This window comes from Psychrobacter sp. P2G3 (assembly GCF_001593285.1).
Taxonomy (GTDB): domain Bacteria; phylum Pseudomonadota; class Gammaproteobacteria; order Pseudomonadales; family Moraxellaceae; genus Psychrobacter.
On the sequence record NZ_CP012529.1, the window covers coordinates 2,136,591 to 2,153,938 of the forward strand.

The following is a 17,348-nucleotide window of genomic DNA, read 5'->3' on the forward strand; positions in this document are numbered from 1 at the left end:
CTAAAACAGCCTACTGATATCATTACCAATCGCTAACACCATGAAACCTGCCAGCAAGAGTAAACCAATATTTAATCCTACGGTTTGGACCCCTTCCGATAACGGCTTACCGCGAATCAACTCGATAAGATAGTACACAATATGGCCACCATCTAATACAGGAATTGGTAATAGATTCAAAACTGCCAAGCTTAGGCTGATCAAAGCAGCAGTAGATAGCACCATCTCCCAGCTGATATCAAAGCTCTGTTTAGCGACTTTAGCGATAGTAATAGGTCCAGATAAATTATCAAGACCGATCATACCTGATATCATTTTTCCCATTGAGCTGACTGTCATTACTGCCAGCTGTTCAGTTTTTTCAAACGATTTTACCATTGCTTCACCAGGGCCGTAGACCACCGTGGTTTTATACGCATCAGGAATGACAATCTCAGATTGTTCAACCATAGCGCCAATCTGACCGTAGGCATTACCAAGATTGTCTTTCTTGCCTTGTGGCATAATTTGTAGCTGTACTGTCTTGCCATCACGTATGACGGTAAAGCTTAGTAGTACTTCTGGATTATCACGAATAATTCGTGTGGCGCTAATCCAATCTTTGATTTCTTTATCGTTAATCGCAGTGATGCGATCGCCTACTGCTAAGCCTTGACGAAGCGCTGCGCCATCAGCAGATAAGTCACCAATGATTGGCGCAATCTGTGGTTGCCAAGGTAACATTCCAAAACTGGTTAACGCATCTTTTCCTTTAGCATCGCCTTGCATAAACTGCGTCACAGGTGCTTGATAGGTCTTCGCAGCATCCGTAGATTGTTCATCTAATTGCAGAGTAATGCTGACGTTATCTGTCTCACCCATCCGTCCTGCCAAGCGGTAATTAATGCCTTCCCACGTCTGTACTTCATGACCATCAACCGCGATAATTTTATCCCCGACTGGCAACTGTGCCATTGCCGCTGGAGTATCTGGTAAAACTTGTCCAATCTTAGTGGCCAATTGCTCAGATGGGGTCATAAACAATACCCAAAATAGCGCAATCGCGATAATAAAGTTCATGATTGGACCAGCAGCAACGATAGCAATCTTTTTTAGCGGATGCTGGCGATTAAAGGCCAAATGCAGCTCATCTTTTGCTACCTCACCTTCCCGCTCATCAAGCATTTTGACATAACCACCCAATGGCAACATAGATATGCGGTAGTCAATACCGCTTTTTTTGCTCGTCCAGCCAGTCAGCTTTGGGCCAAAACCAATAGAATACGTCAGCACTTTGACGCCGCATAGTCGTGCCACTATATAATGACCCCATTCATGCAGTGCAATCAGAGGCCCTAAGACAAAAATCGCCGCTAGTAGCGTTAGTAAAAACGTCATGATCTTTTCTCGTTTAGGTTGCTCTGAATCTGGTTATAACATTTTAGCGACAAGCGCTTCGGTATGTTGCCGTGCTATTTTATCAATCGCCAAAATATCTTCAATATCAGCATTTTCATCTAATAGTGGCACTTGTATCTCGGTTAACGCTCGTTCATTAATCTCAGCAATATCAGTTAATCGCAACTGTCCCGCTAAAAATGCGGCGACTACAATTTCATTAGCAGCGTTCAGTACTATAGTAGCTTGCGTACCTGCCTGCATGGCTTGACGTGCAAGACGAAGACAAGCAAATTTCTGTAAGTCAGGTTCGATAAACTCCAACCCACTTAACGCATATAAATCTAATGGCTGTGAGCCACTATCAATACGCTTAGGATAACTCAAGGCATGCGCGATTGGCGTTTTCATATCTGGACTGCCAAGCTGCGCTAAAAAGCTACCATCGCTATATTCTACCATTGAGTGAATGATACTTTGTGGATGAATAACCACATTTATCTTATTCTCTGGTAGATCGAATAAATGACAGGCCTCTATTAGCTCTAACCCCTTATTCATCATCGTTGCAGAATCGACCGATATCTTTTGACCCATCGACCAGTTTGGGTGTTTGACTGCTTCGGCTACACTTGCCCGCTGCATTTGCTCAAAAGACTGTTGTAAAAATGGTCCACCTGAAGCGGTTAGCCATAGTTTTCGTACGCCATGGCTTGGCTCATGAATCTGAGTATTATTTTGCTGAATAGACGTCGGCAAGCATTGAAAAATTGCATTGTGTTCAGAATCAATAGGTAACAAGGTTGCATTATGGCTCTTGACTGCTGCAATCATCACTTGCCCTGCCATGACGAGCGCCTCTTTGTTGGCAAGCAAAATACGCTTACCAGCGCGCGCAGCAGCTAATGTCGATGGCAGTCCTGCCGCCCCAACTATAGCTGCGACTACGGTATCAACCTGCGTATCGGTTACGATGTCTATTAAACCATTATCACCGCCTACCACATCAATCGTTAAGCCTGCCGCGCCAAGTCGCTTAGCAAAACTATCGACATCAGCCGTCGACACACATACACGTGTCGGCTCAAACTGCTGGCATAGTGCAAATAGTTTATCTAAACGCTGATGACCTGATAAAGCATAGACGTCATAGTCTTGTGGATGCGACGCTAGAATTGCTAACGTGCTATCACCAATAGAGCCCGTTGCGCCAAGTACAGCGATGCGTTGCGTCATAACTATCAATGCCCATGAATATTGTTAAAAAGTTGTTATTCAAAATTGAATGTCAAAAATATTTGGTCAGCAACAATTCATTGCTGACTTTTCAAAGTATAAATTAGAGATAAACGGACAGACTGAGACACTTGGAAGCTCTTGAAAGTTTAGACAACTATTAACCCTAAGTGTTGCAGACCCCAAAAACCGAGCGCAAATATCGGAGTAGCGGATAATAGTGAATCAATACGATCAAGAATACCCCCATGACCCGGTAGAATGGTCCCTGAGTCTTTTACTTTGGCACGGCGTTTAAGCATTGACTCAAATAGATCACCCAATACTGATGCCAAAATCGTCACTGCAGAGAGCGCGACAAAGGCGACCAAAGCCACACCTGTCAGTTGTAGTTTAAAGACACTAATAACGATAACCACTAACAAGCCTGTAACCAACCCACCAGCTAGCCCTTCCATACTCTTATTTGGAGAAACATTGGGTGCCATTTTGCGCCGACCTAGCTTACGCCCGACGAAGTAAGCACCGCTGTCTGCACACCATACCAATAAGAATACATACATCAGCCACCATGCTGACAGCTGCCATAAGTAAAACATCGCAGTGATCGATGCGGTTAATATCACCACCCCCATCAAACTCAGCTTTTTGCCATACCAGTTAGTATGCGTAGGGAACTTACCGACCCAAGATAACGCCATTAGCCAAATGATTAAAGACGCCACCCACCAAAGCACCCATGTGACTTCAAGCATCAAGGATATCAGAGTTATGGCTAGCACCATCATTACAAAAACGACAGGCTGACGCCATGCAGGCATGAGCTTCGTCCATTCGTGCGCAGCAATAGTTACTCCAATCGCCAGTAACGGTGCAAAGAAGATGGGCGTTTGACTTGCAAACAGTGCAATCCCAACAATAATAATTAAAATAATTGCTGTTTTAATCCGTTGCCACATACCAGTCAGGCCTTATAGTGATAAGAAACATTTGCTCAGTACTATAGTATAACAGTTAATACAAATGCGTTAACTAGCGCAATGCCTGCGTCTCAACTTGTTCGCTAGTTTTACCAAAGCGGCGTTGACGCTGCGCAAACTCTTTAATCATGTCTGCAAGTTCATCTGCAACAAAATTTGGCCACAATGTTTGGGTGAAGAATAACTCTGCATAGGCTGATTGCCACAATAAGAAATTAGAAATCCTATATTCACCGCCTGTTCTTATTAACATATCTACAGCAGGCTCATCGGCTAGCTGTACGTATTTACCTAGCAAATCATTATCAATGTCTTCAGCACGTAAATTACCCGCTTCAACTTGTTGAGCCAACTGTTTTGCGGCATTGGCGATATCCCACTGACCACCATAACTGATAGCAATCACTAGTGTCATCGCTTCAAAATGTGCCGTTTTAGCTTCTGCATCCAGCATCAACGCTTGTAAGTCATTGTCGAGCTGACTGCGGTCACCGATAAAACGTAGCCGAATACGGTACTTATTCATTCGCGGCATTTGCTCGTGAATCGTTGAGGTCAGCAGACGCATAAGTAACGCCACTTCGCTTGGCGGTCGTTGCCAGTTTTCACTTGAAAATGCAAATACTGTGAGCACCTCAATGCCAGTATCTAGACAATACTCAACAATAGGATCTAGTGCATCTTTGCCGGCAATATGTCCTTCACCGCGACCTAAAGCATTTGCTTTGCCATAACGGTTATTGCCATCCATGATGATAGCGATATGACGAGGGATAATGATAGAACCCAAAGGGGCTGAAGTAGACATGGACTATACTGCTTATTATAAAGGTAAATTTGTCAGCGATACTGCTTTAAGAAACTGGCTTAAAAACGCTGCATTTATCATAACCTGCGCTATCAGATTTAAAAAGTCTAGCGCCTAAATTCCACAGATTTATCATAAGCGGAAATCATCAGTTTATAATATTAAGGTCTCTGTTATGGAGTACTGCACTTAATACTTATAAATCAACATATATAAAAATAGACAGCCAATAGTAATAAAAGGCTACTGACTGTCTATTTAAACTACCACCAAGAAGAATACAGTTATACTGCCATCAACTCAGTCTCTTTAGTATCAAGTTTTTTATCGATAGTCTCGATGAACTTATCAGTGATCTTTTGAATATCATCACTAGCACGGCGCTCTTCATCTTCTGATATTTCTTTTTCTTTTGCCAAATCTTTGATGTCGTTCATCATATCGCGGCGGATATTACGGATAGAAACACGGCTGTTTTCAGCTTCACCACGCGCAAGTTTTTGCATATCGCGGCGAGTCTCTTCTGTCAAAGCTGGCATTGGTACGCGAATCACATCGGCAGTCATTGGATTAAGACCCAAATCTGCTTCACGAATGGCTTTATCTATCGCTTGTACCATAGTGCGCTCAAATGGCTGCACTAGTAGCGTACGCGAATCTTCAACATTGACACTCGCTACTTGGTTAAGCGGTGTATCTGCACCATAATAGCTAACCATAACGCCTGACAGCATGCCTGGGTGTGCACGACCAGTACGAACCTTACTAAAAGTGCCCTCAAGCGCCTCTAAAGTCTTGGCCATACGAGCTTCGCCGTCTTTCTTAATCTCATTAATCATTATGTGTCCTTATTTATCGATACCGATAATACTCAATGTTGTTAGGTTATTAGGTGTTCATTAGCTATTATTTTACGGTAATTTATAACAGTTAGTTATTATCTATCTGTTTATAAACTATTATTCTTAATTAATGATAAACGCGCGTACCTTCATTTTCGCCCATAATGACATTTAATAAAGCATTAGGCTTGGTCATATCGAAGACTTGTAGCGGTACGTTGTGCTCACGGCATAATGCAATAGCGGTCAAATCCATCACGCCAAGCTTTTGTTCTAATACTTCATCAAAGGTCAAACCGTCGTATTTGACAGCATCGCTATGTAAGCTTGGATCTTTATCATAGACGCCATCAACTTTGGTCGCTTTTAGAATAAGACCCGCTTCAATCTCAATGCCGCGCAAACAAGCGGCGGTATCGGTAGTAAAGAAAGGGTTACCAGTACCAGCGACAAAGATACAAACGTCACCATTTTTGAGATAACGAATCGCATTACGGCTGCTATAACTTTCGGTTACTTCACCGATCGGCAACGCTGACATCAAACGCGTTTTGATGTTGCGGCGTTCAAGGGCATCACGCATCGCAAGACCATTCATAACTGTAGCTAGCATACCCATTTGATCGCCAGTGACACGGCCAACTAGGCCTTCTTTTTGTAGCTGCGCGCCGCGATATAAGTTACCGCCGCCGACGACGATGCCGACTTGTACCCCAAGACCACGCAGGTGCGCGATAGACAAACTCATCTTGTCGAGCACTTCGGTATCAATACCCATATCTTTGCCGCCTGCTAAGGCTTCACCAGATAATTTGAGCAATATGCGAGAGTAACGGGGATTTTTGTCAGACATGAGGGCACCTTTTTTATCGTTAATTTATGGTTAAAACCAATAAGGTTGGAACACAGGTTAAGACATGCAGTCCAAAATAGGCAAGTAGGCTAAATTGCGCTAATTGTAGCAAAAACTGCCCACGATTGGGCAATTTTCAACTTTAATGAACAATGGGTTTTCATTTAGCTATTTATTGGGCAGCAACGCTCAAAAATCATGCAGCGCTTTTATAATATGCAATTAGCCTTGATAACTGGCAAATAAGTCATATTCGCTAGCATCATCAATGGTGACAGTTAAGAACGCTCCGACTTTCACTTTGGCGGTGATATCGTCAACGTACACATGACCATCAATCTCTGGTGCATCGGCATAGCTACGGCAAATAGCAACATTTTCATCATAATCAATTTCATCAACCAAGACGGTTAAGGTTTTGCCGATTTTCTCTTGCAGCTTTTGCGCTGATATGTCTTGTTGTAGCGTCATTAAACGCTCATAACGAGATTGCTTGACGTCTTCAGGTACGTGATCGGGCAGATCATTAGCAACCGCACCTTCTACTTCTGAATACGTAAAAGCGCCAACGCGATCAAGGCGCGCTTCGACCAGCCAATCAAGCAAGCATTGGAAGTCTTCTTCCGTCTCACCAGGGAAACCGACGACAAAAGTTGAACGAATGACGATATCAGGGCAAATTTTACGCCAAGCATGAATACGTGCCAAGGTGTTTTCACTATGCGCCGGACGCTTCATCGCTTTTAGGATGCGGTGGCTGGCATGTTGAAAGGGAATGTCGAGATATGGCAATAGTTTTTTCTCGCCCATCAATTCAACAACTTTATCCACGTGCGGATACGGATAGACATAATGCAAACGTACCCAAATACCTAAGTCATTTAGCGCTTGGCATAAGTCATAAAATTTCGACTTAAGCGGCATACCATTCCAAAAGCTGGTCTTATATTTAAGATCTAGCCCATAAGCGGAAGTATCTTGTGAAATAATGAGCAACTCTTTCACGCCAGCATTCTTAAGCGCCATCGCTTCATTCATCACATTATCAATCGGACGCGAAACCAAGTCACCGCGCAAACTTGGAATAATGCAGAAAGTACAACGATGGTTGCAACCTTCTGATATTTTTAGATAAGCATAATGGCTTGGGGTCAATTTAATACCCGCTTCATTGATCAAATCTATTTTCGGATCGTAGTTTGCATCTAGGCTACGATTTGGCTTGGGTACATGCTGTGCAACTGCTGTAATCACTTCATCATAAGCATGCGCACCGGTCACTGCTAAGACGGCTGGGTGCATTTTACGGATTTTATCCGCCTCTTTACCCAAGCAGCCTGTGACGATAACTTTACCGTTTTTGCTGATCGCCTCACCGATTGCATCAAGCGACTCTTGTACCGCTGATTCAATAAAGCCGCAAGTATTCACCACAACTAGGTCTGCACCTTCGTAGTCGCTCGCCACTTGATAACCATCACGGCTCAGCTCAGTGATAATGCGCTCACTATCCACCAATGCTTTTGGGCAACCTAGTGACACAAAACCAATCTTCGGTGCTGCGTTAACTGGTGCATTAGCAGTTGCTGCTGTCGCTTTATTTGACGTAGCTGAAACCACATTGCTGCTTTGCTCAATGCTACGGTTTTGATTGTGGTTGGCTTTATGATGGTAAGGTTGGCTAGTATCTGCCTGACTCTGCTCTTGCGCTATATTTAGCTTAGCAGGATTAAAAATGGTGGCAGTGTCTTTTGGTGTAGAAGCTGGCTGTGAGGTGGTAATGGTCGTATTAATCGACTCGGTAGAAATATTGGGCATGGCTGACCTTGCTAGAGATAAATTGGCTGTGCGCATTGTACGTTTTTTTTACAAAAATCGCCAGTTTTGCCGCTCTATAGTGTTGATTTATGGTTAAATATTATATTGAGTATTCCTTCATCCTAGGCAATAGCCATGACAACCAATCTGATACCCGCAAAACCAACACCTGACTTAGTATTTATATCACAGCATTTGTTCACAGCTATCTTATGGGTCGATGATGAACTATCAATTACTTGGTTAAACGCCCAAGCTGAGCAATTACTGGCTATTAGCAGTGGACGCTTGCTCAATCAATCAATATTGACGCTGCTTGCACCCGAAGAGTTGACGTCAACAGATAATAGAAACCATAGTGATAATAACAATGTTGATGTTGATAAGAGTATTGGTAAAGGTATCAATGAACCAACTTGCTCTTTGACAGAACGATTTCATCAAGCAAAACGCTATCAACAACCTTTCATCGATCATGATCACTTTATCAGCACACCGCTGAATGGCAATTTATCACTCTCAGTGGATTATAGTGTAACCCCAGTCATTTATGAGCAGCAGCCTTTTTTTATCATTGAGATGTGGGGCAAGGATCGACAAAGTCGCATCTCAGAAGAACAACGTCAGCAGCAACAATATAACGTTGCCCGTCATATGCTGCGCTCGGTCGCCCATGAAATCAAAAATCCGCTTGCTGGTATACGCGGTGCGGCGCAATTATTACAGCGGCAGTTCATCAAATTCAGTGACACTTTTATTTTTGATAATCAAAGCCCTTCTCTTATCACTGAACCAAATATTAATAAAAATCTGCAAAAAACCACTGAAAAGCTGCGTAGCTATACCGATATTATTATCTCAGAGACCGATCGTTTAACCCAGCTCATCGGGCAACTTCTTGGCTCTAATCAATTGCCAAACTGGCAAGCTGTCAATATTCATGAGCCGCTGGAGCATGTCCTTACCTTGGTTATGAGTCATTATCCACAAGTAACCTTAAAACGTGATTATGACTTATCTTTACCTGAATTAGATGCCGATAAAGACCAGTTGATCCAAGTATTTCTAAATTTGGTGAACAATGCTTGCGAGGCGATGACAGAGCAATATTCAGCGAATAACTTTGAGTCTGATAATGCAAAATCGAGCGACCTTCAAGCTGATGACGATAATTATAAACCACAATTGCATATCCAAACGCGCGTTGCTTTTCAGCATACTATTGGCAGTCAGCAACACAAACAAGTGCTGCAAGTCACTATTACCGATAACGGCTCAGGAATTGATCCAGCGCTAATCGGGCAAATATTTTTCCCGATGGTAACCAGCCGTGCAGCTGGTACAGGCTTAGGGCTGTCTATCGTTCAAGATATTATCAGCCGACATCATGGTATGATTGACGTTAGCTCCACTCAATTTAAGAATCATAGTCAATCCAAAAAAACATGCTTTACGCTGTATTTACCATTTAATCAGCCAACACTTAACGCGTAAATATAACGGCTAAATAAAAAGCTAATGCCAATCCTGAATTACTAATAATAACCCTGAAATAATTGCTCATTAGGCCTGATACATGACTGAATATAACGACAACTATAAACCTAAAAGCGATAATAAAACATCGAATAATGAACTAACAAATGAGCAAGCAAGCAAAGTAACGGTCAATAATGTGCCCAACGACAACCCTGCGACTTTATGGCTAATTGATGACGATGCGGCATTGCGTTTAGTGTTGGCGGATACTTTTGAAGACGCTGGTTTTATGGTTGTCAGCTTTACGCAAGCGCAGGCAGCATGGACCCAGCTTAATGATATCTTACAACAGCACGAATCAGCGACGCAGTTGCCAGATTTGATATTAACTGATATCCGTATGCCGATGATGGATGGCTTATCGTTTAGTGAATGGGTGCATAAGCATTTCCCTCAGCTGCCTATTGTCATCATGACTGCCCACTCAGATCTCACCTCTGCTATCAACAGCTATCAGACAGGTGCATTTGAATATCTGCCTAAACCCTTTGATCTAGATGATGCGGTCGCAACGATTTATAAAGCTATCAATTATCAGCCGACTAATCATATAAATAATAAGCAAGCCGAAGCCGATGTCAAAGCTCAGGCAGAAAAAGAGAACAAGCTTAATCTAAAAACGAAACCGATTAGCGGCTCTAACAATGAGATCAAAGATAAGCATTTAATAAAAGATAAAACTACTGATAAGTCTAACAACAATCCCAACGGCATTATTGGACAGTCGCAGGCCATGCAGACGGTCTTCCGAGCAATCGGGCGATTAGCACACTCTCCTATCACTGTTCTTATTACTGGCGAGTCAGGGACTGGCAAAGAGCTGGTCGCCAGCGCTTTACATCAGCACTCACCACGACAGCAACAACCCTTTATTGCGCTCAATATGGCGGCCATTCCACATGATTTGATAGAGTCTGAGCTATTCGGGCACGAAAAAGGCGCTTTTACAGGCGCTACTACGCGCAGGCAAGGCCGCTTTGAACAGGCAGATGGTGGCACGCTATTTTTAGATGAAATCGGTGATATGCCTTTTAGTACACAGACACGCTTGCTGCGAGTATTGGCGAATGGCGAGTTTTATCGCGTTGGTGGCCAGCAACCTATCAAGGTTGATGTGCGTATCATCGCTGCGACTCATCAAAACCTAGAACATCTCGTACAACAAGGCAGATTTCGCGAAGATTTATTTTATCGTCTCAACGTCATTCGTTTGCCATTACCACCGCTACGAGCACGCCGTGAGGATATCCCCGCCCTTACCGCACACTTTATGCAGCGCGCTGCTAAGCAAATGAACACTGCACCAAAGCAGCTGCACCCTGAAGCACTACGTCTCATGCAAGCCTTTGACTGGCGAGGTAATGTGCGTCAACTCGAAAATGTCTGCTTATGGCTAACGGTCATGGCAACTGGCGACACAGTTTTGATTGAAGACTTACCACCTGAGCTCTTGGCTAATAATCATCATTCCTTGCAGCAACAATCTAATCAGCCACATAATGACGCTTATCATAATGACTTAATGCAGCCTTTAGAGCCTACCTCTTACTCGGTTACCACATTAACTTGGCAAGAAGTGCTCGCAGACTGGGCGAAAGAATCTCTACAAGCGGGCGAAACCGATATTTTACAGACAGCAACGCCTGATTTCGAACGCGTATTACTGGACGCGGCGCTTACTCATAGTGGCGGCAAAAAGATTGCGGCAGCCAATTTATTAGGTTGGGGACGCAATACGTTAACCCGTAAGCTTCAACTACTCGATATTGGCTCATCAGACAATCGATCAGAAGATTAATAAGAATTAGATACGGTTCACCAGTAGAAGTATCACTATGGTTATAAAAATAATGATTTATAAATCATAATATTATCAATCGCTTATAATTAATCATGCAAAAAAACACGTTTAATTTAAAATTAATTGCAAAAAGGTCTTGCCAAACTATTCAAACTCTATATAATAGCCAACCACTGAGACGCACTACCGAATCAGTTATTTATCTAGATGGTGTTTGAGTTTAAACGCTTTTGATGATAGAGTAACGAAAATGGGGCTGTGGCGGAATTGGTAGACGCACCAGATTTAGGTTCTGGCGCCGCAAGGTGTGAGAGTTCGAGTCTCTCCAGCCCCACCATTTTCGGATAGTACATCTTAGACCAAATATCAGAACCTGCTTTTTAGCAGGTTTTTTTGTGTCTACGATTTGGTTTTTGACTTAAACTATTTTCAAATCTTTCAACAGCTCTTCCATACTTCTATACCGCCTCTCTACTCGTTTCGCTAATGCCTTATTAATGATTCCTTGATAGCCCTGATACTCTAGCGGCAAGGTTGGAATAGACTGCTGGCAATGCTGAATCGCCCACTCATTTAACGACTCACAACTTTGATTATCAATTTTAAATGGTCGAGCGCCTGTTAGCACTTCATACAGCATTATTCCAAATGCGTAGATATCACTTTGTACCGTTGCGCCCTGCCCTTGCCAGCGCTCAGGCGCGAGATAAGCTGGCGTACCTGCAGGATTTGCTGTGCTGGGCTTATCAACATTCTCTGCTAATGTAAAATCAGTCAACAGCAAATTAGGCATTATGTTGCTATTATCCGCACTATTCTGCAGAAAACTATCTAGCAAAACATTACTCGGTTTAATATCATTATGTAGCCATCCAGCTTTATGAAGATTGGCTATCAAGCGCGCAACCTGTTTTATGATTTGCTGTTTTTTTTCATCGCTTAATAATGGGTATTTCTTATTACTTAACTGCGGCGCTAAGCTACCATTTTCATAGTACGGCATAGCAAGGAGATTAAGCTGCCATCTTTGCTGTAAAACGTTCACATATACGGTTTCGAAAGCTAATGCTGGTGGTACTATAGATTGAGTCGACTGGGAATGACTCACAGCAGTTAAGGCCGCAACTTCATAGCTTAATGTAGACAACTTATGGTTAATGTCATGACTAAGCTCCCATTTAATCATGACACGACCAAACTGCGAATGGCGCGCACGCGTTAGCCCTTGATAATTAGTTGTTTTAACATGCTGGTTTTGGTCATCATTTTGCTGGCTAATACGTTGATGGGATATCTCATGATAGCCTAGCTTTGTCAGCACATTACTCACTTTTGGCAATAGCTCTTCCGCTTGCATACGCAAGGTTTGCGTTATCGCTTGTATTGTAGGCGGATTGCTGGCACTATTTTTCATGGTATCACTCAGCCCTTATAGAACCGTTATAAACTAAATTAAACGTACCCTTGATTATTAGAGTCATTATGTCCCAACCAACCAATTCGTTTACTGATAAACCATCTACTAATTACGCCCTACCTGCCCCTTTATTGGACTTATTAAGTCAATATTTAGAAGAGCACGTGACCCCAACTATTAAAATTGATCCTACACAGCTGGCGTATCGCTGGGTTGGTGGTCGCACGGGACATTTAGAGCCGTTAGCCGTTAACTTATTTTTGAGTTTAAATGATTTACACGGTATCGACACCCAAAAGTCAAAATTGGTACAAAACACACGCCAGTTCCTTAAAGGCTATCCAGCCAATCACGTGTTGATGACAGGCACACGCGGCGCAGGTAAATCATCGCTGATTCGAGCATTACTGCAAGCCTATCATAGCGAAGGCTTACGCGTTATTGAGATTGCGCGCGATGATTTATTGGTGCTCGACAAGATTCGCGCAGCCATCAACGAGCTACCGGCCGATTGTGGTAGTCGCTATGTGGTGTACTGTGATGATCTCGCATTTAACGGTCAGGACGAAAGCTATCGTACGCTAAAAAGTGTGTTGGATGGTTCGCTCGATTCTGAGCAAGATAAGCTACTGGTGTATGCGACTAGTAATCGCCGACATTTATTGCCCCAGCTGATGAAAGACAACGTCAATATTTATGATGGAAACACCGATGAGGTCAATCCTTATGAAACCATTGACGAGACAGTATCGCTATCTGATCGCTTTGGTTTGTGGTTATCATTCTATCCAATGAATCAACAAACGTATTTACAGATTGTTCAGCATTATCTAAGCTTGCAGCCAGCACAAATTACTAGTGATGTTATGAATGCTAATAGTGATAACAATAGCAATGACAAAGCGGTTGACGAAGAGCTTGATAAAGAACTTAATGCAACCATTAGAGCGGCGGCACTGCGTTGGGCATCGGAGCGTGGCGGACGTTCGGGGCGTGTCGCTTATCAGTTTAGTCGCTACTGGATAGGACAATCACAATTGGCTGCTGCAGATAGCCAGTCTTAGCTCATTTACTGTCGCGTGCAGATCCTAAATACTGTACGCGGCTTTCTGCTTGACCGTCAACTAATTCTGCTGCGCCATCTACCCTATATTGCGCAAAATCAGCTGCTAACCATAAGTTACCGTGATAAACGCTTTCGGCATCCAAACGGATATACCCCATATTAGGCGTCGTGCTATTTGGATTATCAAAACTCTGATAACGGGCACTAAAATGCGTCAAAATTAGATTAGGTAGGCCGATATCTTGGGCAAATTTGCCCACCAACTGAGCACTACTATGCATGGGATCAAAGTCTGGATTTTTCGCTTGAATCTTGGTTAAGACTTCATTTGTATAAGTTGCTTCATGCACTAATAAATCCGCATCTCGTAGCGCTGAAGTTAAAAGACTTGGCGTATCATTATCACCAGCCACCACTACTCTTGTATGCTGCTCATCATTATTGACATAATCTGCTGAGCGTAACTGCTTACCGTCCTCAGTTGTAACATCTTCACCTTGCTGCAACTTCCCCCACAACTTACTAGCTGGAATACCAGCTGCTAGCAACTTGTCGGTATTGAGCGTGCGACGACTGATAGTCTGAGTGATACCAAAACCATAGGATGGCACGCGGTGTGATAGAGGATGGATATCTATCGCTAGCTGTTGCTGCTTGTCTAAGCTAATATTTACCTGACCTTTATTTTCACTATCTGGCTGAGACAGCAAATCTTCAATCGCCATAAAATTAATGGCAAATGGAAAATGCAACTCAGTGGTTAGTGTTATAGCATCTAATAGTTTGGAAATAGCTTTGGGTGCGATGAGAATCAGCGGCGCGGTACGTCCTGACATGGCAGCACTAGCAAGCAATCCTGGCAAACCATAGCAATGGTCGCCGTGCACATGAGTAATACAAATAGCGGTAAGCTGATGTAGTGATAGTTTGGTATGGAGCAGTTGTTGCTGTGTGCCTTCACCGCAGTCAATTAATAACCACGGACGCGATTTTTTACTCTGCTGTTGATTAGATCCTGACAGATAAGGATTAAGACACTCAATCGCTAGCGCCGTCACATTGCGTTGCTTGGTCGGTACACCGGCTGATGTACCTAAAAAGGTTAGTTGCAGCATGGCTTATCATTCGTAGCAAAAGAGTTGTGCATATTTAATATAACTTATGACAATTTGCATAGGATGGTCTTATCACCCTCAACGATTTGCCCGCCACTAGCAAAGCATTGATTGACCATGCTAGATTCCTGTGACTTCCAGCCCCCGTAAAAGCTTGCTACACACAACAAAACGACCAATATCTTTTGCGACCATGCCTTAACAGACACTTGCTGAGAATTAATTTGTTGCTGTGCAAGATTGTCCTTATCGGAATCCGCAAGTTTGGTATTTAATTTATTAGGGTCTGTCATCATACTACCTTTTGAAGGACTGTTTATTGCTAGGGTACATTGAATTCAACATATCCCAAGCAAAATCAATATACAAGAATACTGGATAAAATGTCTGTAAGCTTTCAAAATCTATGAGAATTCAAAACTTAGGGTGTTTTTGTAAAGTAAGTATATTTAAAATTGAACGCTGCCGCCTTTGGTCTCAGCTCGTTTAAAGGCATCACGCGCTTCGCAACGTTTTAGCCAATTTAATATATTGGCATACTTCACTTTATCAAGCCCACTGCCCGCATTGGTAGCAACAACCACAAGATGCATCTGAATATCAGCGGCACTAAAAGCTTCGCCTGCAAACCAATGATTGTGTTGTAGCTGCTGTTCCATCATGTTTAGCATTGTAGTAAGACTATCACTAATCATGTTGTTTTCAACTTGCTTACGAATGCTTTTACTCACTGGCTTAATGAGCATTGGCGATTTTTCGACTACTTTGGTAAATACCAAGCGCATCACTAATAATGGCATTATTGATGCTTCAGAGAAATGTAGCCAAAAAGTATAAGCTTCCCATGCCTCTTCATTATCGTCAGTAGGTTTGAATTGCTGTTCTTTATCATAATGCTTAAGCAGATACTCAATGATGAAGCCTGATTCAACCAGCGCACGCTCATTCACCTCTAAAATTGGGGTGTGTCCAAGCGGATGGATTTTCTTCAAACTTTCAGGCGCACGATAAGCTTTGTTACGCTCATAACAAGTTAGCTGATAGTCTACATTTAATTCTTCTAAAAGCCATATAATGCGGAATGAACGTGAATTCTCTAAATGATGCAAATGTAACATAGATTTATCCCAATAATAATAAAAAAAAGTAGTGTCTTAATATCATTGATGATAGCGCACTTGCTAATGCTTTAACACATCACGATTACCTAATGACAGTGAAAAACAATGGCTGTGTGGTCAGTTTTATCGGTCGCTCTTTTAGGGATTATCTTGAATATAGCTGATCAATTTTATGCGACATCTTATTTATTTTAGATTGATAGCGTCTGATTTTACGAAACCGATGTGCTGCCAATACACCTTTAATTCGGCGGTTTTTTAGGCGACGACGCGGTGGAAAGCTACCAACTTGCGGTTCATTGTAACCATCTAGACGGTTGTCACGGCGGCGTGCTAAGTAACCAAGCGCACTATCCATAATCATAATCAATAACGCAACAAAGATCATGCCGTACATAAATAAGGAGCCACCCTCCTCGATACTTTGATGCAAAATAGTGACAGAAAATATAAATAAGAATATCGGTTCAAGATAGCATAAAGTCCCAAATAATGAGACTGGCAACTTCTGACTGGCTACCATTGTCAATGACATTGCTGCTGTACTGATAATTCCTAATAATGGCAAAAGATACCAAAGCTTATCTGTGGATATGGCCAATTCAAAACCGCCACTCATATATAACGCAACCAAAACGACAGGTAATAATAAGACAAGATCAGAGACAAGACCTATAATAGGCGGTACAGCCATTTTTCGACGTAACAGATAATAAGGTGGATAACCCAAACAGACAAATAACGTCGCCCAAGATATAGAGCCGTATTGAAAGACATCATAGGCAATGCCTGCACCCGCAAAAAGTGTTGCAACCCACTGTAACAGGCTCATGTCTTCATTATAAAAAAACCGACCAACCATAATCATAATCATTGGATATAAGAAGTAACCTAAAGTCACCTCTAAACCAAGATTATTGACTGGCGCCCACATAAATATCCAAATTTGTGCGCCCAAAATAGGAGTGGGAATGATAAATAAGAACCACTCTTTTGGGGTTTTTAATGTCTTTAGGTAATCAAAAATATGTTGCCACTGCTTTAACACACTGACTAAAAGGACCAAACTAAATAACATCATGAGCACACGCCACGAGGCAACTTGTGTACCCGACAGCGGCTGCATAATCAAGCCAAACAGAAATAACAACGAGTATAAAAAGTTGGCAGCCACCGCAATAATAGTACCCTGCGACGTTTGGTTGGAGGTGAACATAACAACAGCCTTAAAAATTAGCGCACTTCCTTGGCAGTTTTAGAAAAAAAACAAAAGCCTCAGACGCGAACGTCGGAGGCTTTTTGTCTATAAGATAACCGTATAATACTGAGATAAATACTTTAGATTTATCATACTTGGGTAATGAAAAGCATTATG

General features: G+C 42.5%; 15 protein-coding genes and 1 tRNA gene. 4 read left to right on the plus strand and 12 right to left on the minus strand.

The window, feature by feature from the left end:
• The 7 genes from rseP to rimO form a co-directional block, all read right to left on the minus strand.
• On the minus strand, positions 1-1,377 hold the full coding sequence (gene rseP, locus AK823_RS08630; RefSeq protein WP_068328237.1) for an RIP metalloprotease RseP: 1,377 nt from the start codon (positions 1,375-1,377) through the stop codon (positions 1-3).
• Positions 1,378-1,410: 33 nt separating this feature from the next.
• Positions 1,411-2,613, minus strand: coding sequence for a 1-deoxy-D-xylulose-5-phosphate reductoisomerase (ispC, locus tag AK823_RS08635; protein ID WP_068328239.1), 1,203 nt, complete (start codon positions 2,611-2,613; stop codon positions 1,411-1,413).
• A gap of 149 nt (positions 2,614-2,762) precedes the next feature.
• Positions 2,763-3,572, minus strand: coding sequence for a phosphatidate cytidylyltransferase (locus AK823_RS08640; protein ID WP_068036365.1), 810 nt, complete (start codon positions 3,570-3,572; stop codon positions 2,763-2,765).
• Between the two features lie 73 nt (positions 3,573-3,645).
• Positions 3,646-4,401 (minus strand): polyprenyl diphosphate synthase, encoded by a 756-nt coding sequence (uppS, locus tag AK823_RS08645; protein ID WP_068328241.1) that lies wholly within the window; start codon positions 4,399-4,401, stop codon positions 3,646-3,648.
• Positions 4,402-4,685: 284 nt separating this feature from the next.
• A complete protein-coding gene (gene frr / locus AK823_RS08650; RefSeq protein ID WP_068036368.1) occupies positions 4,686-5,240 on the minus strand; it encodes a ribosome recycling factor in 555 nt (184 codons plus the stop codon).
• Positions 5,241-5,370: 130 nt separating this feature from the next.
• Positions 5,371-6,096, minus strand: a complete 726-nt coding sequence (gene pyrH, locus AK823_RS08655; RefSeq protein ID WP_068036369.1) for a UMP kinase — start codon at positions 6,094-6,096, stop codon at positions 5,371-5,373.
• 222 nt (positions 6,097-6,318) lie between these two features.
• The gene (gene rimO, locus AK823_RS08660; RefSeq protein WP_068328243.1) at positions 6,319-7,914 is read right to left on the minus strand and encodes a 30S ribosomal protein S12 methylthiotransferase RimO; all 1,596 of its coding nucleotides are present in this window, start codon (positions 7,912-7,914) and stop codon (positions 6,319-6,321) included.
• Positions 7,915-8,049: 135 nt separating this feature from the next.
• Here rimO and AK823_RS08665 point away from each other — a divergent pair, with 135 nt between their 5' ends.
• From AK823_RS08665 to AK823_RS08675, 3 genes are all read left to right on the plus strand, one after another.
• A complete protein-coding gene (locus tag AK823_RS08665) occupies positions 8,050-9,408 on the plus strand; it encodes an ATP-binding protein (RefSeq protein ID WP_068328246.1) in 1,359 nt (452 codons plus the stop codon).
• An 82-nt stretch (positions 9,409-9,490) separates the two neighbouring features.
• Entirely contained in the window at positions 9,491-11,251 is a 1,761-nt protein-coding gene (locus tag AK823_RS08670; protein WP_068328248.1) for a sigma 54-interacting transcriptional regulator, read from the plus strand.
• A gap of 255 nt (positions 11,252-11,506) precedes the next feature.
• A tRNA-Leu gene (locus AK823_RS08675) sits at positions 11,507-11,591 on the plus strand.
• An 81-nt stretch (positions 11,592-11,672) separates the two neighbouring features.
• On the opposite strand, the gene AK823_RS08680 is transcribed toward AK823_RS08675, so the two are convergent.
• Positions 11,673-12,668, minus strand: a complete 996-nt coding sequence (locus AK823_RS08680) for a serine/threonine-protein kinase (protein WP_068328250.1) — start codon at positions 12,666-12,668, stop codon at positions 11,673-11,675.
• A 68-nt stretch (positions 12,669-12,736) separates the two neighbouring features.
• Here AK823_RS08680 and AK823_RS08685 point away from each other — a divergent pair, with 68 nt between their 5' ends.
• Complete coding sequence (locus tag AK823_RS08685; RefSeq protein ID WP_068328253.1) at positions 12,737-13,735, plus strand: ATP-binding protein; 999 nt, start codon at positions 12,737-12,739, stop codon at positions 13,733-13,735.
• 1 nt (position 13,736) lies between these two features.
• Here the strand turns inward: AK823_RS08685 and AK823_RS08690 are convergent, their stop codons facing one another.
• From AK823_RS08690 to rarD, 4 genes are all read right to left on the minus strand, one after another.
• A complete protein-coding gene (locus AK823_RS08690; RefSeq protein WP_068328256.1) occupies positions 13,737-14,852 on the minus strand; it encodes a ribonuclease Z in 1,116 nt (371 codons plus the stop codon).
• Between the two features lie 44 nt (positions 14,853-14,896).
• On the minus strand, positions 14,897-15,145 hold the full coding sequence (locus AK823_RS08695) for a hypothetical protein (RefSeq protein ID WP_068328259.1): 249 nt from the start codon (positions 15,143-15,145) through the stop codon (positions 14,897-14,899).
• Between the two features lie 156 nt (positions 15,146-15,301).
• Positions 15,302-15,970, minus strand: a complete 669-nt coding sequence (locus tag AK823_RS08700) for a glutathione S-transferase (protein WP_068036384.1) — start codon at positions 15,968-15,970, stop codon at positions 15,302-15,304.
• A 148-nt stretch (positions 15,971-16,118) separates the two neighbouring features.
• Entirely contained in the window at positions 16,119-17,189 is a 1,071-nt protein-coding gene (gene rarD / locus AK823_RS08705) for an EamA family transporter RarD (RefSeq protein WP_068328261.1), read from the minus strand.
• Positions 17,190-17,348: the final 159 nt, after the last annotated feature.

Coding starts and splice junctions, on each gene's coding strand:
- rarD (WP_068328261.1), bottom strand. CDS start 17,189: ATGTTCACCTCCAACCAAACGTCGCAGGGTACTATTATTGCGGTGGCT.
- AK823_RS08690 (WP_068328256.1), bottom strand. CDS start 14,852: ATGCTGCAACTAACCTTTTTAGGTACATCAGCCGGTGTACCGACCAAG.
- AK823_RS08685 (WP_068328253.1), top strand. CDS start 12,737: ATGTCCCAACCAACCAATTCGTTTACTGATAAACCATCTACTAATTAC.
- AK823_RS08640 (WP_068036365.1), bottom strand. CDS start 3,572: ATGTGGCAACGGATTAAAACAGCAATTATTTTAATTATTATTGTTGGG.
- frr (WP_068036368.1), bottom strand. CDS start 5,240: ATGATTAATGAGATTAAGAAAGACGGCGAAGCTCGTATGGCCAAGACT.
- AK823_RS08665 (WP_068328246.1), top strand. CDS start 8,050: ATGACAACCAATCTGATACCCGCAAAACCAACACCTGACTTAGTATTT.
- rimO (WP_068328243.1), bottom strand. CDS start 7,914: ATGCCCAATATTTCTACCGAGTCGATTAATACGACCATTACCACCTCA.
- AK823_RS08670 (WP_068328248.1), top strand. CDS start 9,491: ATGACTGAATATAACGACAACTATAAACCTAAAAGCGATAATAAAACA.
- ispC (WP_068328239.1), bottom strand. CDS start 2,613: ATGACGCAACGCATCGCTGTACTTGGCGCAACGGGCTCTATTGGTGAT.
- pyrH (WP_068036369.1), bottom strand. CDS start 6,096: ATGTCTGACAAAAATCCCCGTTACTCTCGCATATTGCTCAAATTATCT.
- AK823_RS08700 (WP_068036384.1), bottom strand. CDS start 15,970: ATGTTACATTTGCATCATTTAGAGAATTCACGTTCATTCCGCATTATA.
- AK823_RS08680 (WP_068328250.1), bottom strand. CDS start 12,668: ATGAAAAATAGTGCCAGCAATCCGCCTACAATACAAGCGATAACGCAA.
- AK823_RS08695 (WP_068328259.1), bottom strand. CDS start 15,145: ATGACAGACCCTAATAAATTAAATACCAAACTTGCGGATTCCGATAAG.
- uppS (WP_068328241.1), bottom strand. CDS start 4,401: ATGTCTACTTCAGCCCCTTTGGGTTCTATCATTATCCCTCGTCATATC.
- rseP (WP_068328237.1), bottom strand. CDS start 1,377: ATGACGTTTTTACTAACGCTACTAGCGGCGATTTTTGTCTTAGGGCCT.